Here is a 23,730-nt window from a genome sequence, read left to right on the forward strand (position 1 = left end):
GATCTGCTTGAACGTCGCCGAGCATTCGCCGACTATCGGCCGACCATCCGTCGGCACCTGTCGGTGCTCGTCGGTGCTCTTTGGTCCTCGTAGGTGTCCGTTTCGGAAACGGGGTCTTGTCGGTTGGACACTCGGCACTTACATTAGACGCCGTGTCCAATAATACCGGCCCCACCCCCGATGCCCTGCGGCGTCACCGCGACGCCCAGGCGCTGGCCTACCGCTGCGCCGAGACGGTCGGCGCGGGACTGGAAGCCGGCGTCACCGAGCGCGAAGTCGCCCGGCGGATGCGTGCCTACCTGCGGGAGAACGGCGTCGAGGACTTCTTCCACATCCCCTTCGCCTGGTTCGGGGAGCGCACCGCGTTCCGCTCGCTGAAGGGCCCGTGGACGCCGCTGCACTTCTTCCCGACCACCAAGCGCTTGGAGGAGGGGATGTCCTACATCCTCGACTGCTCGCCGGTGGTCGACGGTTACGTCTCCGACATCGGGTACGCCGGCGTCCTCGGGGACCCCGGCAGCAACCGAATCTTCGCCGCGCTCATGCGCGACCTCGCGGAGTACCGGACGCTGATCCTGCAACGGATCAAGGCCGGGGACACGCTCTCCGAGGTCTACGCGGCGGTCGACGCGCTGATCGCGCGGCAGGGCTACGAGTCCCGGCACAAGGTCTACCCGGGCCGCGTCATCGGCCACCAGGTCGGCCACATGAGCCAGCGCCGCAACATGGGCCGCTACGCCTTCGGGTTCGGCCTGCGCACGCTGGAGACCCTGGGCCGCGAGATCGTCACGGAAGGCATCAAGGGCCGCTCCCCGCTGTGGGCCGGCGGCCGCGCCTCGCACCACGCCCCGACGCCGGGGCTGTGGGCGGTCGAGCCGCACATCGGCTTCCGCAATATAGGGGTGAAGTTCGAGGAGCTGCTGGTCGTCACCGAGGACGACGCCTTCTGGCTCGACGACGACCTGCCGCACGTGCGGCGCTGGCAGGAGCAGGCCCGGGTCAAGGAAGGCGCACTCGCATGACTCAGGACGTCCGCACCCTCGCGGTCACCGTGGAGGGCGGCAAGCTCTCGGTTCGCACCTACGGTGACCCCTCCAAGCCGGTCGTTCTCCTGGTGCACGGCTATCCCGACACCCAGGCGGTGTGGGACGGCGTCGTCTCCGAACTCGTCGAGGACTTCCACGTCGTCACCTACGACACCCGCGGTATCGGCGCTTCTAAAGGTCCACTGTTCAAGCACGGCTATACGTTGGAGCACCTCGCGGACGACCTATACGCGGTCGCGGACGTAGTGGCCCCAGACCGACCGGTCCATCTGGTCGGCCACGACTGGGGTTCCATCCAGGCCTGGGAAGCGGTCACGCGCGCGGACTCCGCACAGCGTTTCCTTTCCTATACGTCGATCTCGGGTCCCTGTCTGGACCACGCGGCGATGTGGACGCGCTCCGGCATCCGTAAGCCGACGCCCAAGGCTGCCGCGCGTTCCCTGAAGCAGGCACTCGCGTCCTGGTACATCGTCGTGTTCCACCTGCCGGTGGGACCGCGGGTGGCTTGGCGGCTCGGTCTGGCCAAGCAGTGGCCGCGGATCGTCAAGGCTATAGAGGGGACCAGACTCGATCCCTCTCCGACTCTCCATAGAGACGGCTCGCGCGGTGTCCTCTATTACCGCGCCAACATGCTGCCCAAGTTGCTACATCCCGAGGAACGGCCGACCTCCGTTCCGGTCCAGGTGCTCACACCGACCGGCGACCGGTTCGTCACCCCGGCGCTCGCCGCACAGGCACCGGCGCCGTGGACGGAACGGCTCTATGTGCGCAAGGTCCATGGCGGCCACTGGATCGTCGTCAAGAAGCCCGCACTGATCGCCGAGCGGATTCGCGAGTTCGTCCAGTCCAGCATCGCGACTCCGGGAGGACCCGAGCCTGTGCGTTCCCTATTGCGTGCCGCTGTGTCTATTGGCGCCTTCGGCGCGGGCAGCCAGGGCACCAAAGACCGGCGTGAGTTCGAGGACAAGCTGGTCGTCATCACCGGCGCCGGCTCCGGGATCGGACGGGCCACCGCCCTGGCGTTCGCCGAGAAGGGCGCGGACATCGTCGTCGCGGACATCGACGGCGTCGCTGCGGCGCGCACCGTCGAGCTCGTGGAACTGCTCGGTGCGCGGGCCTATCCCTTCACCGTGGACGTCTCCTCCGGCGAGGCGATGGAGAAGTTCGCGAACGAGGTGAAGGAGACGGCCGGCGTTCCCGACGTCGTCGTCAACAACGCGGGCATCGGGATGTCCGGTCCGTTCCTCGCCACAGAGGTGAAGGACTGGGAGAAGATCCTCGGCGTCAACGTCTGGGGCGTCATCCACGGCGCGCGCTGCTTCGGCGAGATGATGCGGGACCGCGGCGAGGGCGGGCACATCGTGAACCTCGCGTCGGCCGCCGCGTATACGCCGTCGCGCACGCTCTCTGCCTACTCGACGTCCAAGGCCGCAGTCCTCATGCTCTCCGAGTGCCTGCGCGCGGAGTTCGCGCGGCACGGCATCGGCGTCTCGGCGATCTGCCCCGGCTTCATCGCCACCAACATCACCCGGACCACGAAGTTCGTCGGGCAGAGCGCGGAGCAGCAGGAGCGGACCCGGCAGCGCGTCACCGGGCTCTACCGGAGGCGGAACTTCGGGCCCGAGAAGGTGGCCGAGCGCATCGTGGACGCCGTCCGGCGCGACAAGCCGGTCGTGCCGGTCGCGCTGGAGGCCAGGGCGAGCAAGGCCATTTCCCGGCTGTCCCCGGCGCTGGCGCGCCGGATGGCGAAGATCGACCCGACTGGCTGAGGAGCTCCAATCCCATGGCTGACACTCCAGTGGTCGCGGACTCGGCGACCTCCCCGGACCTCGACCGGCACCCGGATCTCAAGCCGCGGCGCGTGAAGTTCGACTGGGAGAACACGCCGCTGCACTGGATCCCCGAGGACCCGTACGCGACGCACATCATCAACGTGCTGCACCTGCTGCTTCCGGCCGGCGAGCGCTGGTTCGTGCACGTCTACAAGCAGATCCTGCCCGACATCCGCGACGAGCAGCTCAAGGCCGAGGTCAAGGGCTTCATGGGGCAGGAGGGCACGCACGCGGTCGCGCACCAGAACGTGCTGCACCACATGAAGGTGCAGGGCCTGGACCCGGATCCGTTCGTGGAACAGATCGAGTGGCTCTTCGAGCAGCTGCTCGGGGACAGCACGATGCCGCCGTTCGCGCGCAAGAAGTGGCTGCGCGAGCGGCTGGCGATCATCGCGGCGATCGAGCACTTCACCGCGGTGCTCGGCAAGTGGATCGTGGACTCCCGCGGCCTGGACGCGGCCGGCGCCGACCCGGTGATGCTGGACCTGCTGCGCTGGCACGGCGCCGAGGAGGTGGAGCACCGGTCGGTGGCCTACGACGTGTTCATGCACCTGGACGGCTCCTACGCCCGGCGCACCCGCGCGATGCTGGTGACCTCCATGGCGTTCGCCTGGATCTGGGGCCGCGGTGCGAAGTACATGGTCGCCCACGATCCCCACGGGCTGCGGCCGGGACGGCCGAGTCGGATGACCGAGCGCGAGTTCCTGGGACGGTTCCGCGACGCCGCACGGCGCGGGCGGCTGCCCTCGCTGGGGAGCCTGGTCGTGGAGGTGCCGAAGTACCTCAAGCCGTCTTACCACCCTTCGTTCCACGGCTCGACGCAGTCGGCGCTGGACTACTTGGCGGTGTCGCCGGCTGCGGTCTACGCGGCGGAGCTGGCGGCGGCGCGCAAGGGCGGCGTGGAGAACGCGGGCTGAGCGCCGTACGGCGCTCTCACCCCTCAGACGGCGGGGCCGTGGCAGATCAGGGCTGCCGCGGCTCCGCCTTTTCCTGATCTTCCAGCAGGCGTTATCTCCCGTTTCGGGCGTTTCCTGTCAGACCGACGATCTAGCATGAGGCCATGCAGCAAAGCACGGATGTCTCCGACCCCCTCTGTCAGTCCGGCCGCGCCTGGGTGGACGAGGCGATCCGGCGCGTCTCGGCGGACGCCAACCGCTCCGCGGACACGCACCTGATCCCGCTCCGGCTCCCGGATCCGTGGCCCGAGTGGGGGATCGACGTGTATCTCAAGGACGAGTCCACGCATCCGACCGGCTCGCTCAAGCACCGGCTGGCCCGCTCGCTGTTCCTCTACGGACTCTGCAACGGCTGGATCCGCGAGGGCACGACGATCGTCGAGGCGTCCAGCGGGTCCACCGCGGTCTCCGAGGCGTACTTCGCGCGGATGCTGGGCCTGCCGTTCGTGGCGGTGATGCCGCGCTCGACGTCCAAGGAGAAGTGCGAGCTCATCGAGTTCCAGGGCGGTCGGTGCCATTTCGTCGACGATCCCGGCGCGCTGTACGAGGAGGCGCGGCGGGTCGCGGCCTCGGCCCCGGAGGAGTCCGGCGGCGGGCACTACATGGACCAGTTCACCTACGCCGAGCGGGCCACCGACTGGCGGGGCAACAACAACATCGCGGAGTCGATCTTCGAGCAGATGAGCCAGGAGCGGCACACCTGTCCGTGCTGGATCGTGGTCGGGGCCGGGACCGGCGGGACGTCCGCGACGATCGGCCGGTATCTGCGGTACCAGCGGCACGCCACGCAGCTCTGCGTGGTGGACCCGGAGAACTCGGCGTTCTTCGAGGGCTGGCGCAGCCATGACCCTTCTTACGTCACCGGCAGGGGTTCGCGGATCGAGGGGATCGGGCGGCCCCGGGTGGAGCCGTCGTTCCAGCCCGACGTCGTGGACCGGATGATCCGGGTTCCCGACGCGGCGTCGATCGCCGGGATGCGGTTGGTGTCCGAGCTCTCCGGCCGGGACGCCGGCGGATCGACCGGCACCAACTTCTGGGGCGTGGTGAAGCTGATGTGCGAGCTGCGCGCCGTCGGCGGCCGGGGATCCATCGTGACGTTGTTGTGCGATGGCGGCGATCGATATCGGAACACGTATAAATCGGATGCATGGCTAGCTGAACAAGGGCTCGATCTGGCACCGTACAGCGAACAATTGCGAGTGGCGCTCGCCACCGGGAACTGGACGGAATGACCCCTGTGACCGCACCGGATCGGCCCCACGTCCGGTGATTGTCACAAAGCTGTTTCGAAGACTTTACCTGCGCGGGGGCAACCATGGAGTGCTACGTATCTAGTCCCATGGCTTTCTACGCAGATCGCAGGATGCGCAGATTCCCGGCTCTGGGGAGGGTTGCGTGGGCGGATCAGATATTGCCGCCCCGCGCCCCGCCCACGGAGGAACCGCATGCATGTCACGACCAAGGCCCGGCTGGCTGTCGCCGCCGTGGCCGCGTCTGCGGTCAGCATGGGAGTGGCGGCACCTTCCTTCGCGGCGGCGGCTCCGCTTCCGGCATCGGCATCAACTCCGGCGTCCCTCGGTCTCATATCGGCGGCCCTGCAGATCGGCCACGACACGAGCAGCACCAATCCGTTGGCGACGGTCTTCACCGTCCACGCCGGTGACACCGATCCCGCTGCGAAACTGACCTACACGCTGGATTTCGGGGACAATTCGAAACTGGTCAGCGGTCCGGTGACCGGCCACACCGGTGAGGTGACGGTCCTCTATACGTACAAGGCCGCCGGCACCTACCCCGTGAAGCTGACCGTCTCCGACGGTACGGACTCGGCTGACGCGACGCAGTCGTACACCGCGACGATCGTGTCGGCGCAGACGACCGTGACGACCACGACCGGTTCTCTGGCGGTCTCGGCGGATCTGTCCAAGTGCGCCCCGGCGCACGGCGGGACCATCGCCAAGCTCACCCTCAACTGGGGTGACGGATCAACCCTCGTGATCGAGAACCCGACCGCGCAGGACCTGGCGACTCCGGTCGCCCACTCCTACACCGCGGCCGGTGTCTACTCGGTCCAGACCACGGTCGTCGACCAGGACCGGGCGTCCGCGACTTCGACGCAGCAGGTCACCGTCGGTACTCCGACGTCCGGGACGCCCGGCGGCACCGCGGTCTCGCGGATCTCCGGCGCCGACCGCTACCAGACCGCGATCGCGATCTCCTCGAAGCTCGCCGCGGGTTCCGCGCCGGCCGTCGTGCTGGCCACCGGCGGGACCTTCCCGGACGCGCTGGCCGGCGTGCCGCTGGCGAAGCAGGTCGGCGGCCCGCTGCTGCTGACGCCGACCGCCGGCCCGAACGCCGCGGTCACCGCCGAGATCAAGCGGGTCCTGAAGCCCGGCGGCACGGTGTACGTGCTCGGCGGCACCAACGCGGTCTCGCAGTCGGTGGTCTCCGCGCTGGGCTCGGTGAACGTGACCCGCATCGGCGGCGCCGACCGCTACCAGACCGCGCTGAAGATCGCCGACCGGCTCGGCGACCCGGGCAACGTGGTGCTGGCGACCGGCGCGGACTACGCCGACGCACTCGCGGCCGGCCCGTACGCCTCGGACGTCTTCGGCGCCGACGCCGCGCACCCGGCGGCGATCCTGCTGACTGAAGGCATGCAGCTGCCGGCCGACGTGAAGACCTACCTGGCCAAGGCGCACGCCGTGGCGGCGGTCGGCGGCCAAGCGGTCACCGCGGCCCGGATCGCGCACGTCACGGTGGCCCCCGGCGCGAGCTTCCCCGGCTTCGACCGCTACTTCACCGCGGCGCTGGTCGCCGCGACCTTCAAGGGTGAGAAGGCCGCGGGCGTCGCCACCGGCGAGAACTTCGCCGACGCCCTCACCGGCGCGGCCTACCTGGCCCAGGCCGGCGGCCCGCTGGTCCTCACCCCGACCCACCTGCTCGCCCCCGCGACCTGGGCTGCCCTCCAAGGCATCGAAGCCTCGGTCGGCCCCTCCGGCACCGTCGAGGTCTTCGGCGGCCCGGTGGCGGTCAGCAGCACCACGGTCCAGGCCGTGACCGACGCAGTGCACGGCCACATGGCCTGACCGGCCAGCACCCCCAAAGCTTGGCCGCGGCCGGGCGACGGACCCACGAGGTCCGCCACCGCCCCGCGACCAGGCCCCGGCACCGAAAGGCGACCGGGGCACCACACAACTGAAGATTGCAGACCAGAAACGCCGGAGAAGCCCGTCCCAGGCACCCGGCCCATTCCGGAGGTCCCCCCAATAATGGGAAACCAGAACAACCACTCTGTGGCACGCAAGCGCCTCTCGACGCTGGCCATCACCACCACCCTGGCCGCGGTCGGCGTCGGCGTCGTCGGCGCCGGTGCGGCGAACGCGGCGACCGCGCCGCAGGCGCACGGCAACACCAACGCGGTGACCGCTGCCCCGGCCGCGGCTGTCGCGGTCACCGCGGGCACCGGCTCGAGCAGCCTGACCGCGACCGCCAGCCTGGCCGGCACCTCGGTGGACCCGACTCTCGTGGCCGCCACGACGGGCACCATCTCGTGGGACAGCACGAAGAGCGCGACCACGCCGCTCGTGTTCGACACGACGACTGGTGCGGTGAAGACCGCGTCGCTCACCAACGTCTACACCGCTCCCGGCACGTACACCGTCACGGTGAAGGTGAACGACGGCACCAACGCGGAGATCACGAAGACCACCACCGTCACGGTGACCGACGAGACGCTCGCCGCGTCGCTGTCGGCGAGCACGGTCACCAAGAGCAAGGCCGTGACCCTGGACCTGACCGGCTCGTCGGTCGACAAGTCGGTCGCCAACAGCGCCGTCACCACGATCAGCTGGGGCGACAAGAGCACCCCGGCGACCATCAAGGGTGACCCGGCGCTGATCAAGACCGGCGACGCGAACCTGACCCACACCTTCGCCGCCGACGGCAGCTACACCGTCACGGTGACCCTGGACGACGGTCTGAAGACCAAGACCTCGGTGCAGACCAAGACCTTCACCGTGAAGGTCAGCGACACCGTCGTCGTGCAGGCCGCCGGCGCGACCCGCTACGACACCGGCGTCCAGATCTCGCAGCACCAGTGGGCGAGCACCGGCGTCACCACCGACACGCGCACCCAGGCCAAGGCCGTCGTGCTGGCCACCGGCAACGACTTCGCCGACGCGCTGGTCGCCGTGCCGCTGGCCAAGAAGGTCCAGGGCCCGCTGCTGCTGACCGACGGTCTGGCCACCACGACCAACTCCGCGGTGCTGACCGAGATCCAGCGCGTGCTGCCGACCAAGGGCACCAAGATCTTCCTGCTGGGCGGCACCATGGCGCTCAACGAGGGCATCGAGAAGCAGCTCCAGAAGCTCGGCTACACCACCGAGCGCCTGGCCGGTGCGGACCGCTTCGCGACCGCCCTGGACGTCGCCACGTCCAAGGACGCCATGAACGACCCGTCGCACGTCATCGTCGCCCGCGGCGACGAGGGCACCAACCACGACGGCTTCGCCGACGCGCTGGCGGCGGGCCCGTACGCGGCCAACGTGTTCGGCGCCGGCAGCGGCGGCTCGGCCGTGGTTCTGAGCAACTTCAAGACCTTCGACCCGGCGACCCAGGCTTACGTGCAGAGCAAGCTGCACGCCGGCGAGCAGAACGTGGCCGCCATCGGTGGCCAGGCCGCCACAGCGATGACGGCCATCAAGGGCTCGGCGGGCACCTACTCGACCGCCGTCGGCGCGACCCGCTACGAGACCGCCGCCATGGTCGCGTCGCACTTCCTGCCGAACGGCAAGGGGGCTCAGATCGGTATCGCCACCGGCACCGTCTTCGCGGACGCCCTGACCGGTGGCGCCTACCAGGCCACCGTCGGCGGCCCGCTGCTGCTGACCGACCCGAAGGTGCTGCCGGCTTCCACCGCGGCCGCTGTGGCCGGCTTCTCCACCCAGGAGATCAACATCTTCGGTGGCAACGCGGCGATCTCGCCCGCCGTCGCCAAGGAGATCGCCGCCCTGCTGAACGTCACCACCATCGGCAAGTTCTAAGAACCTGCTTGTGGTACCGGACGCTTTCGCGAGCGTCTGACAACTGAACAGCTAGAGCACAGCTGGCCCGCCGGATTCCTCCGGCGGGCCAGCGGTTTTTGCTCTCTAAGACTTGCTCAGTGCTGCGTGCTGCTCGCCGCCGGCCGGTTGAAGTACGACTTCCCGTTCTGCAGCGCCGTGCCCTTCATCAGGGTGCTGACCGTCACGAACGTGTACCCCTGCTGCTTGAGCCGCTGGATCACCGCGGGCATCGCGTCGACCGTGGTCTTGTGCGTGTCGTGGGACAGGACGATGCGGCCCGGCTTGGCGTGGCCGACGATCTGGTCCGCGATACGGGTCGGGTCCGGGTACTTCCAGTCCTCCGGGTCGACGCGCCACATGATGAACGGGAAGCCTGCGACGGTGCGGACCGTGTCGTCGACCGCGCCGTAGGGCGGCCGGACCAAGGTCGGGCGCGGTATGCCGGTCGCGGCTATCGCGTCGGCGGCGCGATTGATCTCGTTCTGGACCGCGACGGCGGACAGGGTCGAGAGGTCTTTGTGGTCCCAGGTGTGGTTGCCGACCTCGTTGCCCTCCGCGTACTCGCGGTTGACCAGGGCCGGGTACTTGACGGCCTGGTCGCCGAGGACGAAGAAGGTGGCCGGGACGTTCTGCGCCTTCAGCAGGTCCAGCAGCCGGCCGGTGTCCGGGCCGGGGCCGTCGTCGAAGGTGAGGGCGATGCACTTGGCGACCGAACAGTCGACGTTCGCGTTGGTGCGGGGCGTGGCCGGCGGGCGGTAGCCGGGGGTGGTGTTCGGGGCGATCGGCGTCGTGCCAGAGGTGTTCGGGGTGCTCGGGCCGCCGGAGCTGGACCCGCCGCCGTGCGACTGTGACTGCGGCTGTGACTGCGGCTGCGACGGGGACGTCGAGCCGCCGGAGGAGTTCGACCCGTTCTGGCTGTCGGGACCAGGACTGGAACCCGGACTGGTCCGCGTCGGCGCCGGTCTCGCGCCGGACCCCGTCGCACTCCGTCCGCCGGAGCCGCCACTCGCACACGCCGTCGCGGCGATGCCGACCGCGCCGAGGACGGCGACGGCGGCGAGGGCCTGCTTGCGGGCGGGGAAGCGGGACAAGAGCGGGCGAATCATCGGACAATCATTCACTGTGGGTCCGGATGTTCCATAACCGCACTGCTCAGGGCAGCCGGGTGAATCAGGGCATCACCATGGGTGATCAAGCGGATACGAGTCGATTCGATATCTTTCGTGCGTGCAATCCCACGAGCACCGCACCCGGATCCGCGCCGGCGCACCCGGTGCCCCCGGCCTGGAGGAACGCGCCGTCGAGCCGTCCTCGGCGGCGCGCGTCATCGACCTCGGCCTCCGGATCGGCGAGCTGCTGCTGGCCAGCGGCGAGGGCAGCGAGGACGTCGAGGTCGCGATGGTCGGCATCACCGAGGCGTACGGGCTCTCGGGCTGCGAGACCAACGTCACCTTCACCGTCGTCACGCTGTCCTACCAGCTGAGCCTGACCGACACGCCGCTCTCGCTGGAGCGGGTGGTGCGGCGGCGGACCGTGGACTACACGAGCCTGGCCGAGCTGCACCGGCTCGCCGTGGACATCAGCACGGACGGGATGACGCTGGAGGAGGCGTACCGACGGCTGGCGGCCATCCGCCGGAACAAGTACCCGTATCCGCCGTGGGTGATCGTCGGCAGCCTCGGAGCCATCGCCGCGACCGCGGCTCTGCTGGTCGGCGGCGGGTACCTGGCCAGCCTGGTGGCCTTCGGCTGCGCGATCCTCGGGGACTGGCTGTACAGACAGCTGGCGAAGACCGGCCTGCCGTCCTTCTACCTGCTGGCGGTGGCGGCGGTCCCGGGGGCGATCGCGGCGATCATCCTGGACCGGCTCGGGGTCCGCATCAACAGCTCGGCGGTGGTCGTCGGCGGGGTGTTCACGGTGTTGCCGGGGCGGGCGCTGGTGGCGGCGATCCAGGACGGGCTGACAGGCTTCTACATCACCGCCTCCGCACGGCTGCTGGAAGTGGTGTTCCTGGTCGGCGCCCTGGTCACCGGGATCACGCTGGTGCTCAAGGTGGGCCGCCAGGTCGGGGCGAGCTTCATCGTGGACGAGCATCTGGCGCCGGTCCGCGCCGAGCCTCTGATCGCCCTGGTCGCGGCGGCTCTGGGAGTGTCGTTCGCAGTAGCGGTGCACACTCCGCGGCGCATACTGCCGTTCGCCGCCATCGGCGCTGCGTTCAGTTGGGCGGCCGCCACGTATCCCGTCGAGTGGGGCCTGTCCCCGGTCGTCGCGACCGGGCTGGCCGCGATGATCGTCGGCCTGATCGGCTACCTCGTCGCACTCCGCTTCCGCACTTCAGCGCTTCCCTATGTGATTCCCGCCGTAGGGCCCCTGCTCCCCGGCTCCGCGGTGTACTTCGCCATGCTGGAGATCACCAGCGGCGACAGCCACCGCGGCATCGACTCACTGGAGGCCGCCATCTCCCTGGGCCTGGCCATCGGTGCCGGCGTGAGTCTCGGCGGCGAACTGGCGCGCGTGTTCACTCGGATGAGGGGCACCAAGGAGTTGGTCTGGCGCTTCCGGCGCGACGCGGCGGGGGAGCAGGAAGCGGGACTGCCGCCCCAGCAAGGCTGAAGGACGTGACCGCAGTCCCACAGTCACGTCCTTCAGCGGCTCTGCGCGGCACCTCTATGCGCACCTCTCCATGAGGGGCACGTAGGCGCCGCCGTAAATGGTGCCGGCCGGTCACCCGCCGCTCTTGCGACGGAACTGCCGCTTGGCCCCGGCCCGCCCATGCGCGGAGTGGATCTTCGAGTCCCCCGGCCCGCTCCCGGCCCCGCGGGCTCCGTTGCCCCGCTTGGCCTCCAACGCCTCCAGAAAACGCCGCTTCTGCTCGTCGGCGTCCGGAGCGACCTCCGGCCCGCCCCCCGGCTCGCCGGGCTCCGACTGCGATCCTGCCGCGGTGGCGTCCATACCGGCCTCCTGATGCTGTGCGATGTGACGGAAGAGCTGTCCCAGCCAGCCTCCCACGACCACCGCGCCCCGCACCACACGGATAACACGCGTCCCGAGTCGTGCGACGTCGGACGTGACGCGAAGGCGCGGACCGAGCTGGAGCCCCGGCCGGGCCATACGTCCCAGCAGGCACCCAGTCCACCCCGCAATGCGGTTCGCGACGCAAACGCCACCCTGTAAGCTACCCACAGCCTGTCCTCGGGCCCGGGAACCGCACCATTTCCTGAACCCGTGGTCATGGCCGATCCCGCCCTCGTAGCTCAGGGGATAGAGCACCCGCCTCCTAAGCGGGGGGCCGTTGGTTCGAATCCAACCGGGGGCACTTTCGGTGGCGTCAGGCGATGGTCCTGGACGCTGGTTCCTGAACGCTGCTTGATGGCTGCGGTCGAGGCTGGTGGCTTCGGCGGGTGAGCGGCGGCTGGTGTTGTCTCGTGAGTGAGTAAGTATGCTCATCGCATGACGCGCCCATTGCGTTCCACTGATCCCACGCGTATCGGCCCCTATGAGCTGACCGGGCGGATCGGGGGCGGGGGCATGGGTGACGTGTTCCTGGGGCGGTCGCCTAGTGGGCGGTTGGCGGCCGTGAAGGTGGTGCGGGATCTGCTGGCCGATGATCCGCGGTTCCGGGAGCGGTTCCGGCGTGAGGTGGCTGCCGCGCGGTCGGTGAGTGGTGCCTATACGGCGGCCGTACTGAATGCCGATCCCGATGCCGAGCGGCCCTGGCTGGCGACCGCGTACATCGACGGGCCGTCGTTGCTCTCCAGGGTCGCTGATGAGGGGTCCTTAAGCACGCAGGAGACCCGGGCCCTGGGTGCGGGGTTGGCGGAGGCGCTGCGCGACATCCATCGGGCCGGGCTGGTGCACCGCGACCTGAAGCCCGGCAACGTCCTGTTGGCGGCGGACGGGCCGCGCCTGATCGACTTCGGCATCATCCGCGCGGAGGACGGCGAGGGACTTACCGAGACTGGCTATGTGCTCGGCAGCGCCGGCTATATGGCGCCCGAACAGGCGGCCGGCGGTGAGGCGGACGCGGCGGCCGACATCTACGCGCTGGGCGCCGTCCTGACATACGCGGCGACCGGGCACGGACCGTTCGGCAACGGCCCGACGCCGGGAGTGCTGCTCCGCCAGGCATCCGGGGATCGCGACATCTCAGGGGTTCCCGAAGGGCTGCGCGACATCATGTCCCGTTGCCTGGACACACTCCCTGCAGCGCGCCCTACTACGGACTCTCTACTAGAGCTTCTGGGCGAGAACGATAAGGACGAGAAGCGCACCGCGCGGACCAAGGTCCTCCTGGCCGCGTCGGTAAACACCCAGAACGCTGAGATCGCCACTACGCCGACGACTCTCATGCGTGCCGAGCCCGGCAAGGGTGCGAAGAACGCTAAGGATCGCAAGGACCGGAACAGCGCTAAGAACACTCCATCCCGTCGAAAGCTCCTCTACTTCGGGCTGGCAGGTGCGGCCGTAACCGCCTTCGGCGTTGGCGTCGCCAAAATACCCCACGGCGACGCCAAGACGACTGGCGCCGAAACCGGCTCGACCCCCGCATCAGGCCTGCCCACCACCGTCAGCAGCGGCAGCCTCGGCGGCCCGCTGAAGAACCCCCTGTGGTCCCACACCGGCGTCTACGCCGACTTCCTCGCCCTGTCCGGAAACACCCTCCTGGTCCAGGGCACGACCCTCACCGCCTTCGACACCGCCGCCGGCGCCCAGCGATGGACCGTCCCCACCGGGACCTACGCGCAGCTCAACGACGGCGTCTTCCCCGCCACCGCCGACACCGCGTACGAGACCGCGGCCGCCGGCAGCGAGCTGGTCGCGGTCACCGTCGCGAACGGCCGCCAGGCCTGGAGCGTCCCCGGACCGGCCAACTGGTTGACACGCGGCCTGGTCGGGGCCTCCGCGGACACGGTCGTGGGCTGGTCCTACATCGACGCCAACCAGCCCGACAGCGACGGACTGTGGGGAGTCGACCCGCAGACGCACCAGCTGCGGTGGCAGACGCAGATCGGCGCGGTGGACCGGGTGCCCTACTACAGCGCCGGAACCGGTCTCGTCCTGTTGTCACAGCCGCACGACAGCAAGCTGACGGCCTACAGCGCCAAGACCGGCGCCCAGGCCTGGACCGCCAAGGACGCCTCCCCGGCGACCGATCCGGCGTTCGCCACCGACATCACCAGCCACGGCACGTCCATCTACTGGGCCACCAACCGCCTCTACGCCTTCGACGCGAACGGCCGTGCCCTGTGGCCGGTGGGCGTCACCGAAAGCGACGGCGGCTCGTTCCACGCGGTCATCGCCGACGGCGACACCGTCTACGCAGCCTCGAACGTCACGTTTGGCAGCAGTGTGATCGCCGCCTATAGGGCTTCCGACGGCGGACCGCTATGGCGTTCCGTCTGGCCGAAGTCCTACCTGGACCCGAGCCTGGAATGCCGGCTGGCTCTCGGCGGCGGCAATCTCTACATCGCCGACCACGTGACCGGCACCCTGGTCGCCCTGGACGCGAAGACAGGCAAGACCCTCTGGCAGTTCCACGATCCCGCAGCCGCCGGAGCGAATACCAGCTGGCAAATCGTCGCCGACGACAACTACGTCTTCGTCGGCTACGGCACCACCGTGCACGGGTTCAAGGCGGACTGAGCCCCCGGACGTACGAGTCCGGGGGCGGGAACGCTATAGCGTTTTCGACGTATCCCAGCCGGACAGGTCATAGTTGAAGTAGGCGTTCGGGAAGACGAACTTCCCGTCCGGCAGGCTGTTGAGCCCTCCGGAGCCGTCGTACGCCTTGAAGATCTCGATCGAGCGGGTCAAGCAGTTGTCGTCGACCAGGTTGTAGGACCGTGCGAAGCCGGCCGTGACCGTCGACTCCGCGGCGCTCTGGTCGTCGGCTGCCGTGTCCTTGCAGCGGTAGCTCTGGTAGCCGCCGGAGTCGTTCGCCGTCGCGAAGTCGTGGAGCATCTGCTGCTCCGTCCCGTGCTTCTCCCAGTTGCTGTTCGCCAGCGTGGCCCCGTAGTCCCAGGTGTCGCTGCCGTCGGACCAGCGGAAGGCCCAGCCGACGTGCCCGAGGGACAGCGCACCCTTGGGGGCGTCGAACATGCAGACCCGGCCGGTCGTGGCGCGTGTGCTCCTGGCGTCCGCCGTGGCGGACGGTGCGAAGGCGACGCCTGTGGTGACTGTGGCCGCGAGCGCGGCCAGGGCCATAGTGCCGGTTCCTCTATAGCGAATCCTCATCCTGTCCTCCCGTCTCGGAGGGATCCGGCGATCCCACCGGTATCAACGGCTTGAGTAGCGGGGAGGATGCGCTCCGTCACCGGGTGGGAGATGAGTCACTCGGGGCCCGGGCTCCGCCATTCCGGGCGCGTGCGGTGGAATGATCTAAAGCGAGTCAGTGTTATGAACGTGAAACATGACGACGAGGTCTCACCGAAGGAGAACCACCATGGCCGGCACCCTTCTCATCGCGTACGACGGCTCCGCCGACGCCAAGACCGCCCTGGAGTACACGGCCCGGACGTTCCCCGGCCGCGAGGCCGTCGTGGTGACCGTCTGGGAGCCGCTGATGGCCCAGCTGGGCGTCGCCGAGGCCTTCGTCGGGGCGGTCGCCACCGAGGACGACGAGAAGGTCGTGGAGCACAGCGCCGAGCAGGTCGCCGAGGGCGGCGCCAAGCTCGCCACCGAGGCCGGCCTGAAGGCCACCGCCCGCTGGGAGTCCGAGGGCGCGCAGTCCGTGTGGCAGACCATCGAGCGCCTGGCCGACGAGCTCGACGCCGACCTGATCGTGACCGGCTCGCGCGGCCTGACCGGTCTGCACTCGCTGCTCGTCGGCAGCGTCTCCGCGAAGGTCCTGCGGCACGCGCAGCGCCCGGTGCTCGTCGTCCCCTCGGCGCACCTGGCCAAGGCCCGCAGCGAGGCTCCTGAGGGCGAGTCCGCCAACGCCTGATGTGCAACGCCTGATGTGTAGGGACTAGCGGTCGGTCGCTTCCAGGGCTCTGCGACCGGCCGCTCTCTGCAATATATGAATCTCTGTGCGTACGAACGCTATGGAGAACGCTGTAGAGCGTGTGACAGGGCTGGTGACGCTATGCGTCGCCGGCCCTTAGCCGTGCTGTGACCGCGCGCATCCCGCGGCTCGCGGTGGACTTCACCGTTCCGCGGGTGACACCCAGCGTGCGCGCGATCTCCGTCTCCGAGAGGTCGCCCCAGTAGCGCAGCACCAGCACCTCCCGCTGTCGCGTGGGGAGCGCCTTCACGGCTTCCATCACCTCGCGGTGCTCCAGCGGCACCAGTGCAGTGATCTCGGCGGGTTCCACGTCGACGGTGTCCAGCACCGCGTATTCGCGTTCGAGCTTGCGCCTGCGCTGGACCGACCGCGCGCGGTTCACCACGGCGGTACGAAGATACGAGGACGGCGCCGCGACTCCCTTGAGCAGGTCGGGGCGGGACCAGAGTTTGACGAACACCTCTTGCACGGCGTCTTCGGCGCTCGCCGTGTCGCCGAGCAGGAGCACCGCCAGCCGAGTCAGTGGCAGCCGGTGTCGGGCGTAGAGTTCGGCGACATCAATGGTGCCGCTTTGGTTGTGGCATTCCGGGGCGGACAGAACCATCGTGATCATATATTCAGGGTCGCTGCCGGACACCCCTGCCGGTAACCACCAAAGGTCTATTCCACCCCCTCCCATAGGAGGGTGTGTACGTACACCCTATTGAGGAGTGGCCGGCACGGTGACCGGCTCCGGTACCACCTCAAGGTCTACAGCGCTGTGCGCGCGACGTGTACGCAGCACCGCGATGATCCCTATAGAGAACGACAACACGTGACCGATGGCGGTGTAGTCGGCGTGATCGATGCCCTCCAGCAGGCTCGGCGTCGCCCCGGCCAGACAGACGGCCCACACCACCCGCAGCCACAGCGGCCGGGCCGTGGCGATGGCGACTGTTAGCGCGGTGACCACCAGGTACGACGGACCGGTGTCCCACATATGAGCCTCGGACTCGGGAAGCGTTCCGTGGTGGATCCGCCACCACACCAGGCCCTCGGTCACCATGCTCACGCCGATATGCACGCCGGCCAGGAGGAAGACGGTCCTCCGTGCGCCCAACGCTGCGACCACGCTGAACAGAGACAGCGCGAAGAACGGCCACACCCCCGCCGACTCCTGCGGTATGAAGGCGGACGCCACGAACGCCTCCACCGGATGCCCGCCCGGCCGGATGTTCGCCAGGTTCGTCGAGCACCAGTCCATCAGCCGTCGCAGGTGGTCGGTCGAGATCTTGTCCTCGACCAGCGCGGCGACCGTCAGCGACACCGCGTACCAGAACGCGGGATTGCGCAGTAGCCGCGGCATTAGGACGCGGACCCGGACGGCGGACAAGGTGACCCCCTTCAAAGTGCAGGAACCATCTTGCCAACGCCGCCGTGAACACGGCGTAATCCCCGGCGTGAATCCGGTCGGCCCGGGAGCCTCCACAGTGGTGAGCCACTGGCAGCCCCGCTCAGCTCTCGTCAGTCCCGGTCAGCGCGAGTCAGCCGACGTGCGCGGCCAGGAACGAGGTTCCGGGTCGCGACGTCGTCACCCTTCGGGGCGCCCGCCATATGGAGGACCGTCTCGACGTCGGCCAGGGCCTCGTCCAAGCTTCACGTTCACGATCACTCCTTGGTATGACGTGTGGGAGCCCGTTAGCGGGCTTCGTCGGGTAGACACGGCTACCGAGGGGTGTGTGACAGATGGTCGACGAGAACTCTCTCGCCGAGCGGTTCCAGGAGAATCGGCCCAGGTTGCGGGCCGTGGCCTACCGGATGCTGGGTTCCCTCAGCGAGTCGGACGACGCCCTGCAGGAAGCCTGGCTGCGCGCCAGCGGCGCCGACACCGACGAGGTGCGCAACTTCCAGGCGTGGCTGACCACGATCGTGGGGCGGGTCTGTCTGAACATGCTCCGTTCTCGGCAGCAGCGCGCAGAGGACTCTCTGGAGATCCACATCCCGGATCCCGTGGTCTGCGCGGAGGACGACACCAATCCCGAGACCGTCGCCATGACAGCGGACTCGGTCGGGCTGGCGATGATGATCGTGCTGGACACCCTCGCGCCTGCGGAACGCTTTGCGTTCGTGCTGCATGACATGTTCGCGGTGCCGTTCGAGGACATCGCGGAGGATCTGGAGAAGACGCCGGCGGCCGTCCGTCAGCTCGCCAGCCGGGCCCGCCGGCGGGTCGAGGGCCGGGCGCCGGTCCCCGACCCGGACCTCGCCGTACAACGCATGGCCGTCGACGCGTTCTTCGCCGCCGCGCGCAACGGCGATTTCGAGGCGCTCGTCGCCGTCGTGCATCCCGATGTCGTGCTCCGCGCCGACGGCGGAGTGCTGCGGGCCGGCCAGTCCGTGACACTGTCCGGGGCGCACGAGGCGCTCGTCGCCGTCCTGCATCCCGATGTCGTGCTCCGCGCCGACGGCGGAGTGCTGCGGGCCGGCCAGTCCGTGACACTGTCCGGGGCGCACACCGTCGCCTCCCAGGCGCAGCTGGCGCGCACCATGGCGCCGTACGTCCAGCGGGTGCTCATCAACGGCACGCCCGGCGCGTTCGTCGTCAAGGACGGCAAGCCCATCTCTCTGATGTCCTTCTCGGTGGTCGACGGCAAGGTGGCGTCGATCCAGGTGATCCTCGACCCGGAGCGGCTCGACGAGGTCGCCCTGCGGCTCGCGGCCTGAGTGCGTAACCGCATCACCGTAGAGACGAGCCGCAGCGCCGGAGCCCCCCGTGGGTCCCGGCGCTGCGGCCTCTCTATGGCGTGTTCTCTAAAGCGTTCTCTCTAGAGCGCTCGCACCAGGGAGTTCTTTAGGCGATCGGCACTTCCTGACGGCCGTACGTCCGCGCCGGCGCCGGTGCCTCCGACTTCTCCAGAGCCAGACCCGGGATCCACCGCAACCCGCGCGGCAGCTTCCAGTTCCGCTCGCCTAGCAGACTCATGACCGCCGGGACCAGCAGCCCGCGCACCAGGGTGGCGTCGATCGCGACCGCGACGCTCATGCCGATGCCGACCATCTTCATCGGCGCGAACGGCATGAAGGCGAACAGCGAGAACACCGCCACCATGATCATCGCCGCGCTGCTCACCACGCCCGAGGACGAGCTGACGCCCTTGACCACGGCCTGTTTCGTCGGCACGCCGCGCATCCGCAGTTCGCGGATCCGGCTGAGGACGAACACGTGGTAGTCCATGGAGAGCCCGAACAGGATCACGAACATGAACAGCGGGAGCCAGGAGATCACGGCGCCGTAGGACTGGAAGCCGAGCTGCTTCTCCAGGTGCCCGTCCTGGAAGATCCACTTCACCACGCCGTAGGACGCGCCGACCGACAGCAGGTTCACCGCGATGGCGGTCAACGGGATCGCCAGGGAGCGGAAGGCCGCGACCATCAGCACGAAGGCGAGCAGCACCACGAAGCCGATGACGATCGGGGTCGTGCTGTGCAGCTGGTCGCCGAAGTCGGTCTGGCTGGCCGACTGCCCGCCGACGTTGTAGTCGATGCCGGAGACGTGGCCGAGGGTGGCTGGCAGCACGTCGGAGCGCAGGTGCTTCAGGGCGGCCGCCGAGGCGCTGTCCGCCCCGTCGCCCGCGAGCGGGATGGAGAGCGCCTGGTAGTGGCCGTCGGTGCTGGTCTGCGTGGAAACCTGCGCACCGTTCGGGAGCATGCGCTCCATGGCGGTGACCGCGCCGGTGAACTCAGAGCCCTTCAGCACCTGCGGATCGCCGTGCACCACGAGGAGCGCCGGAGCCGGGCCGCCGGGGAACGCGGTCTGCATGCGCTCCAGCGTCTGGCTGATCGGCTTGCCGTGGGTGATGTCGACGGCTCCCGCGTCCTTGGCCTTCAGCCCGGTGCCGGGCACCGCCAGCGCGAGCAGGGCCAGGAGCGCCGGGATGCCCCACAGCAGCGGACGCTTCACGACGTGCCGCACCAGGAAGTTCCAGAACCGCGACTCGCGCGCCACGGTCCGGCGCCTGCCCAGGAGCGGGACCCGGCCCTTGTCGATCTTGTCACCGAGCCAGGACAGCATCGCCGGGACCACGGTGACCGAGCCCAGCATCGCCATGCCGACCACCAGGATGGTGCCGACCGACCAGCCGGAGAAGGCGTCCATCCGGGTGAAGAACAGGCCGCCGAGGCAGGCCATCACGGTCAGCCCGGAGACCACGATGGACCGGCCCGAGGTGCGTGCCGCGATCCGCAGTGCCTCGCGCGGCGACCGCCCCAGGGCGCGCTCCTCGCGTTCGCGGCGGATGTAGAACAGCGAGTAGTCGACGCCGACCGCCATGCCGATCAGCAGCACCACCGAGGAGGTGCTGTCCCCGATCGGCAGCCAGCGGCCCGGGACGGCCATCAGCGAGATCGCCGCGGCCACGGCCGTCAGCGCCAGCAACAGCGGGATCGAGGCGGCGACCAGCGCCCCGAACACGATCAGCAGCAGGATCAGGGTGACCGGCACCGAGCTGAACTCCGCGCGCTGGAAGCCGGTGGCGACGATGTCGTTGATCGTCTTGCCGATCGACGCCGCGCCGGCCTCCTCGACCCGGAGCCCGGGATGCGCCGCCTGGATCTGGGCGACCGCCGCCAGCGGCTTCACGACCGTGGTGTCGGCGTCGTCCTTCTTACCGGCGACCACGAAGGTCACCATGGCGGAGCGTCCGTCCTTGGAGACCAGGGCCTTGGTCTCCGTGGCGTTGTCCAGAGGGGACCGGACGTCGGCTGCAGAGCCCGGAATCCCACGCAGTGCGGCGGCGACGTCCGCGACACCGCTGCGGAAGTCTGCGTCCGAGGCGAAGGACGCCCCGGACCGGCTCTGTACAAGAACGCTCTCGGACTGCTGGGAGATCCCGGAGACGTCGAGGGCGCGCTCTGCGCGTCCCGCCTCGCCGGGGTCGTAGGCGGTCTTCTTGGTGCCGGAGGCCATTCCGCCGATCACCACCGCGGCGATGATCAGGATCAACCAGCCGAAGACAGTTGTCTTGCGGTGGCGGGCACTCCAGCCCGCCACCCGTTCCACCACAGGCGGGCGTGCTGTTAGCGTGGACATGAGAGATCCCCTCCATGGCTGAGCCATCGATGTGTGAGAGCTGACGTGACTTCGTGGCGCGGGTCTTGCCTGGCCGGGCGGACGCTGCAACGTCTGCCCGGCCCGCTTTGTCTTGCGGGCGGTTCTCTATAGCGGTGTTGAGTGGCTGACTATCGGTTGGCGCGCTTTAGCGTGCCGCTCAGGTAGTGGTCGGCGAGCTCAAAGGTCCCGGGCTGTCCAGCACCCGGCGTGCCGCGGCCATCGGGTCGCGTCCGGCGACCACGGTCCGCACGGTGCTCACGTGCACCCTGGCGGCGGCCACCAGGACGTAGTTCCATGCGAGCAGAAGGGCCAGGCCGACGACTGCTGCAACAGCCGCGGACAGGTCACTGTCGACGAAGTAGCCGATCGCCCCTTTGTGGTGCGGGCCGTGCGGGAAGTAGCCGAAGGCCAGCCCATGCATCTGCTGACCGTCGAAGGTCTGGGGAATGAAGCGGTACCAGATCGGAACGGTGATGGTCCCCAGGAAGGCCACCCAGATCGCCCAGACGACCGTGTCCAGGACGATCAGCGGGACGGCCAGCAAGGTGAAGTGCGCCAGGCCCCGCTGGGTGATCCGGTCCTTCCAGACCGCCTTCAGCGTTGGAAAGAAACCTTCCGCGGACCCCACGGGAGGCATCACGGGCAGTCCCTCGGGAATCACCGCGCGGGCTCGGCCGCGCTCCATGACCACACAGCCCCGGATGAAGTACGCGCTGCCGATGAGCAGCGGCAGGCCGGCCCAGATGATCACCAGCGCCGCGGACGTGATGGTGATGCTGGTGACGACGGCGAACAGCGCGATGCTGATGACGATCGAGCTGAGCAGGTACCAGGCCGACGCCCAGACTCCTGCAGAGAGCAACATGCGGATCGGATTGCGGTACATCCGTAGGCGCTCCCATATAGGAGTGCCGTACAGAGAAGCCATGTCATCGGTGTTCATTCGACGCTCCTGAGCATCCGCTCAATCTCGCCGACCTTCAGGCCGAGGGCCTGCAGCTCCGTGAGCAACTGGTCCTGCTTCTCCACAGCCTCTTCCGCGAGCTTGCGGTACGCGGCGAACGCGACGGCGTCCGCGCGGTGTTTCTGCAGCTGGAAGAACGACACGATGCTCACCGCGATCGCCGTGAAGATGATCCCGACGATCACCACCGCGATCAATCCGCCGTTCGAACTGCCCCCGCTGCTGGCGAGCACGACTCCCGTGTTCATCCCTTTCCACCCTTCGTGTTCGCGTCCGGCGCGGGTTCCGCGTCCCGGGCCACCGTCTCGGCGATCGTCTCCGCGTCGAGCGTCAGCGCGAACGGCTGGAGCTCGAAGTACTTCATGGCCTTGCCGTCATCGGAGAGCTCCAGCTGGCCGGCCACCATGCCGGCCGTCTCGAGCCGCTCCAGATGCATGTAGAGCAGCGCCCGGGACAGCCCCAGCCGGCGAGCGAGCTCGCTGACGTGCAGGCGCTTCCCTTCCTGAGCCGAGCGGTACAGCTCAGCGACGATGCGCAGCCGCTGGGCGTGGCCCACGGCGCCCAGCTTCGCGAGCAGTTCCTCGGTGTTCAGGGCGTCCTCCTCGTTCGCTATCACCTGTAAGCCGAGACTGACAGGTGGTCGCTGAGACTGTCAAGTGTCTGGATCCCCGCCCCAGACGCCGGCTCTGCTCTACACTGGACGCCATGAGTGAGAACTCGGGCTGGGACGCCGACGAGCGCGTCGTGGACTGGGATGAGCTGTTCGGCGAGGTGCTGCCCGAGCAGACCACGGACGATCTCGGCGATCGAGATCCCTCCTCGACCTCCGGAGCCGGCGACACCGCCCGGCTGATGGAGCTGCTGGCGGACCGGCCGCCGCACTACGAGGACTGACAGAACCGGCTTTCAGATCGGCATTGACCCGCCCGGGATCAGGGAGCTTGACACCGGCGCGGGTACCGACTAAGTTTTCACGACGTTGCCCCTTCGGGACGCGCCGCGCGAGCGGGCGATCACCCGGGGTGATCTTCAGCAGGAGCCCATTCGAACGTCCAGTCGCCGCCTTCAGCCTTTCATCGGGCCTCATGGCGTCGGCCGTGTCGTGGTCTCTTGGTGTCGGTACGCGGATATCTCTTCTCCGATCGATCGGTGAACGGCCGATTTGGAGAGGGAAACAAGTACCGATACAGTTCTGGAGCACCGCAGCGGAACGCGAGTTCCGAGGCGGACCGAAGGCCAGGTGGAAGCGCAAGACGCAGAAACGATCTGCTAAGATCGGAAATGCGGAAGGCGAGATAAACCAGCCGGAAGTGAAAATCGCAAGAAATTGCGAAAGCGCAGCGGATCTGCTAAGATCTAAAGCGAAGCAAGACAAGGAAAAACAAAAGAAATACAGCAAGACCTGACAACGCCGGGTCGCAGCCGATCGGAACGGAAGTTCCGGGACGAGTGGTTCGGGCGTCTGTTTCTTGAGAACTCAACAGTGTGCCGATTAATTTCGATGCCATGCGACCTCGGTCCTGCGCTCCTCGTGAGCGATGGTCCGAGCGTCATTGAACACATGGTTGGTAGACGCTTCCCGACCCCCGTCGGGTTGTCGGTCTACTTGCCAGGTGACTCTTCTGACACCTCATGCTGACCTTATTCCGGTCGGCTGGTGATAATCATCAATGGAGAGTTTGATCCTGGCTCAGGACGAACGCTGGCGGCGTGCTTAACACATGCAAGTCGAACGGTGAACCGCTTTCGGGCGGGGATCAGTGGCGAACGGGTG

General features: G+C 68.4%; 20 protein-coding genes, 1 tRNA gene, 1 rRNA gene and 1 pseudogene. 13 read left to right on the forward strand and 10 right to left on the reverse strand.

Features of this window, described 5'->3' with window-relative positions; genetic code table 11:
• The first annotated feature begins 152 nt into the window (after positions 1 to 152).
• The 6 genes from GWK61_RS09495 (at position 153) to GWK61_RS09520 (ending at position 8,879) form a co-directional block, all read left to right on the forward strand.
• The gene (locus tag GWK61_RS09495) at positions 153 to 1,022 is read left to right on the forward strand and encodes a M24 family metallopeptidase (RefSeq protein ID WP_194907246.1); all 870 of its coding nucleotides are present in this window, start codon (positions 153 to 155) and stop codon (positions 1,020 to 1,022) included.
• Positions 1,019 to 2,815 (forward strand): SDR family oxidoreductase, encoded by a 1,797-nt coding sequence (locus tag GWK61_RS09500; RefSeq protein WP_194907248.1) that lies wholly within the window; start codon positions 1,019 to 1,021, stop codon positions 2,813 to 2,815. Before GWK61_RS09495 ends, GWK61_RS09500 begins: the two co-directional genes overlap by 4 nt.
• A gap of 14 nt (positions 2,816 to 2,829) precedes the next feature.
• On the forward strand, positions 2,830 to 3,795 hold the full coding sequence (locus tag GWK61_RS09505; protein WP_228562012.1) for a metal-dependent hydrolase: 966 nt from the start codon (positions 2,830 to 2,832) through the stop codon (positions 3,793 to 3,795).
• Between the two features lie 143 nt (positions 3,796 to 3,938).
• On the forward strand, positions 3,939 to 5,066 hold the full coding sequence (cds1, locus tag GWK61_RS09510) for an L-cysteine desulfhydrase Cds1 (RefSeq protein ID WP_194907251.1): 1,128 nt from the start codon (positions 3,939 to 3,941) through the stop codon (positions 5,064 to 5,066).
• Positions 5,067 to 5,279: 213 nt separating this feature from the next.
• Entirely contained in the window at positions 5,280 to 6,923 is a 1,644-nt protein-coding gene (locus tag GWK61_RS09515) for a cell wall-binding repeat-containing protein (protein WP_194907253.1), read from the forward strand.
• A 207-nt stretch (positions 6,924 to 7,130) separates the two neighbouring features.
• Complete coding sequence (locus tag GWK61_RS09520; protein WP_194907255.1) at positions 7,131 to 8,879, forward strand: cell wall-binding repeat-containing protein; 1,749 nt, start codon at positions 7,131 to 7,133, stop codon at positions 8,877 to 8,879.
• Between the two features lie 116 nt (positions 8,880 to 8,995).
• On the opposite strand, the gene GWK61_RS09525 is transcribed toward GWK61_RS09520, so the two are convergent.
• The gene (locus GWK61_RS09525) at positions 8,996 to 10,006 is read right to left on the reverse strand and encodes a polysaccharide deacetylase family protein (protein WP_194907264.1); all 1,011 of its coding nucleotides are present in this window, start codon (positions 10,004 to 10,006) and stop codon (positions 8,996 to 8,998) included.
• Positions 10,007 to 10,127: 121 nt separating this feature from the next.
• Here GWK61_RS09525 and GWK61_RS09530 point away from each other — a divergent pair, with 121 nt between their 5' ends.
• The gene (locus GWK61_RS09530; protein WP_194907266.1) at positions 10,128 to 11,513 is read left to right on the forward strand and encodes a threonine/serine exporter family protein; all 1,386 of its coding nucleotides are present in this window, start codon (positions 10,128 to 10,130) and stop codon (positions 11,511 to 11,513) included.
• Positions 11,514 to 11,624: 111 nt separating this feature from the next.
• Here GWK61_RS09530 and GWK61_RS09535 read toward each other — a convergent pair whose 3' ends face one another.
• A complete protein-coding gene (locus GWK61_RS09535) occupies positions 11,625 to 11,852 on the reverse strand; it encodes a DUF5302 domain-containing protein (RefSeq protein WP_194907268.1) in 228 nt (75 codons plus the stop codon).
• Positions 11,853 to 12,143: 291 nt separating this feature from the next.
• Between GWK61_RS09535 and GWK61_RS09540 the strand changes: the two genes are divergently transcribed.
• A tRNA-Arg gene (locus GWK61_RS09540) sits at positions 12,144 to 12,216 on the forward strand.
• Positions 12,217 to 12,350: 134 nt separating this feature from the next.
• Entirely contained in the window at positions 12,351 to 14,543 is a 2,193-nt protein-coding gene (locus GWK61_RS09545) for a serine/threonine-protein kinase (protein WP_194907269.1), read from the forward strand.
• 33 nt (positions 14,544 to 14,576) lie between these two features.
• On the opposite strand, the gene GWK61_RS09550 is transcribed toward GWK61_RS09545, so the two are convergent.
• Entirely contained in the window at positions 14,577 to 15,104 is a 528-nt protein-coding gene (locus GWK61_RS09550) for a hypothetical protein (protein WP_194907272.1), read from the reverse strand.
• Positions 15,105 to 15,342: 238 nt separating this feature from the next.
• On the opposite strand from GWK61_RS09550, the gene GWK61_RS09555 reads away from it, so the two are divergent.
• Positions 15,343 to 15,843 carry a universal stress protein gene (locus GWK61_RS09555; RefSeq protein WP_194907274.1) on the forward strand — a complete coding sequence of 167 codons (501 nt, stop codon included), beginning with the start codon at positions 15,343 to 15,345 and terminating at the stop codon, positions 15,841 to 15,843.
• A 139-nt stretch (positions 15,844 to 15,982) separates the two neighbouring features.
• Here GWK61_RS09555 and GWK61_RS09560 read toward each other — a convergent pair whose 3' ends face one another.
• The 3 genes and pseudogenes from GWK61_RS09560 to GWK61_RS60655 all read right to left on the reverse strand — a co-directional run.
• Entirely contained in the window at positions 15,983 to 16,516 is a 534-nt protein-coding gene (locus tag GWK61_RS09560) for an RNA polymerase sigma factor (RefSeq protein WP_194907276.1), read from the reverse strand.
• Between the two features lie 87 nt (positions 16,517 to 16,603).
• Positions 16,604 to 17,275 (reverse strand): rhomboid-like protein, encoded by a 672-nt coding sequence (locus GWK61_RS09565; RefSeq protein ID WP_194907278.1) that lies wholly within the window; start codon positions 17,273 to 17,275, stop codon positions 16,604 to 16,606.
• A 158-nt stretch (positions 17,276 to 17,433) separates the two neighbouring features.
• Positions 17,434 to 17,526 (reverse strand): annotated as a pseudogene (locus GWK61_RS60655) (NAD-dependent epimerase/dehydratase family protein); the annotation flags it as partial.
• Between the two features lie 102 nt (positions 17,527 to 17,628).
• On the opposite strand from GWK61_RS60655, the gene GWK61_RS09570 reads away from it, so the two are divergent.
• On the forward strand, positions 17,629 to 18,606 hold the full coding sequence (locus GWK61_RS09570) for a sigma-70 family RNA polymerase sigma factor (RefSeq protein ID WP_194907280.1): 978 nt from the start codon (positions 17,629 to 17,631) through the stop codon (positions 18,604 to 18,606).
• 127 nt (positions 18,607 to 18,733) lie between these two features.
• Here the strand turns inward: GWK61_RS09570 and GWK61_RS09575 are convergent, their stop codons facing one another.
• The 4 genes from GWK61_RS09575 to GWK61_RS09590 form a co-directional block, all read right to left on the reverse strand.
• Positions 18,734 to 20,971, reverse strand: a complete 2,238-nt coding sequence (locus tag GWK61_RS09575) for an MMPL family transporter (RefSeq protein ID WP_194907281.1) — start codon at positions 20,969 to 20,971, stop codon at positions 18,734 to 18,736.
• Positions 20,972 to 21,149: 178 nt separating this feature from the next.
• Positions 21,150 to 21,935: a sensor domain-containing protein gene (locus tag GWK61_RS09580; RefSeq protein WP_194907283.1), complete on the reverse strand. Its 786-nt coding sequence runs from the start codon at positions 21,933 to 21,935 to the stop codon at positions 21,150 to 21,152.
• The gene (locus GWK61_RS09585) at positions 21,932 to 22,189 is read right to left on the reverse strand and encodes a hypothetical protein (protein WP_323747476.1); all 258 of its coding nucleotides are present in this window, start codon (positions 22,187 to 22,189) and stop codon (positions 21,932 to 21,934) included. The genes GWK61_RS09580 and GWK61_RS09585 overlap by 4 nt, the downstream gene beginning before the upstream one ends.
• An 11-nt stretch (positions 22,190 to 22,200) precedes the next feature.
• A complete protein-coding gene (locus tag GWK61_RS09590) occupies positions 22,201 to 22,548 on the reverse strand; it encodes an ArsR/SmtB family transcription factor (protein WP_228562021.1) in 348 nt (115 codons plus the stop codon).
• A gap of 113 nt (positions 22,549 to 22,661) precedes the next feature.
• On the opposite strand from GWK61_RS09590, the gene GWK61_RS09595 reads away from it, so the two are divergent.
• The gene (locus GWK61_RS09595; protein ID WP_194907287.1) at positions 22,662 to 22,850 is read left to right on the forward strand and encodes a hypothetical protein; all 189 of its coding nucleotides are present in this window, start codon (positions 22,662 to 22,664) and stop codon (positions 22,848 to 22,850) included.
• Between the two features lie 773 nt (positions 22,851 to 23,623).
• Positions 23,624 to 23,730, forward strand: a 16S ribosomal RNA gene (locus tag GWK61_RS09600); the annotation flags it as partial.

The organism is Catenulispora rubra (assembly GCF_015356825.1).
In the GTDB taxonomy this organism is placed as follows: domain Bacteria; phylum Actinomycetota; class Actinomycetes; order Streptomycetales; family Catenulisporaceae; genus Catenulispora; species Catenulispora rubra.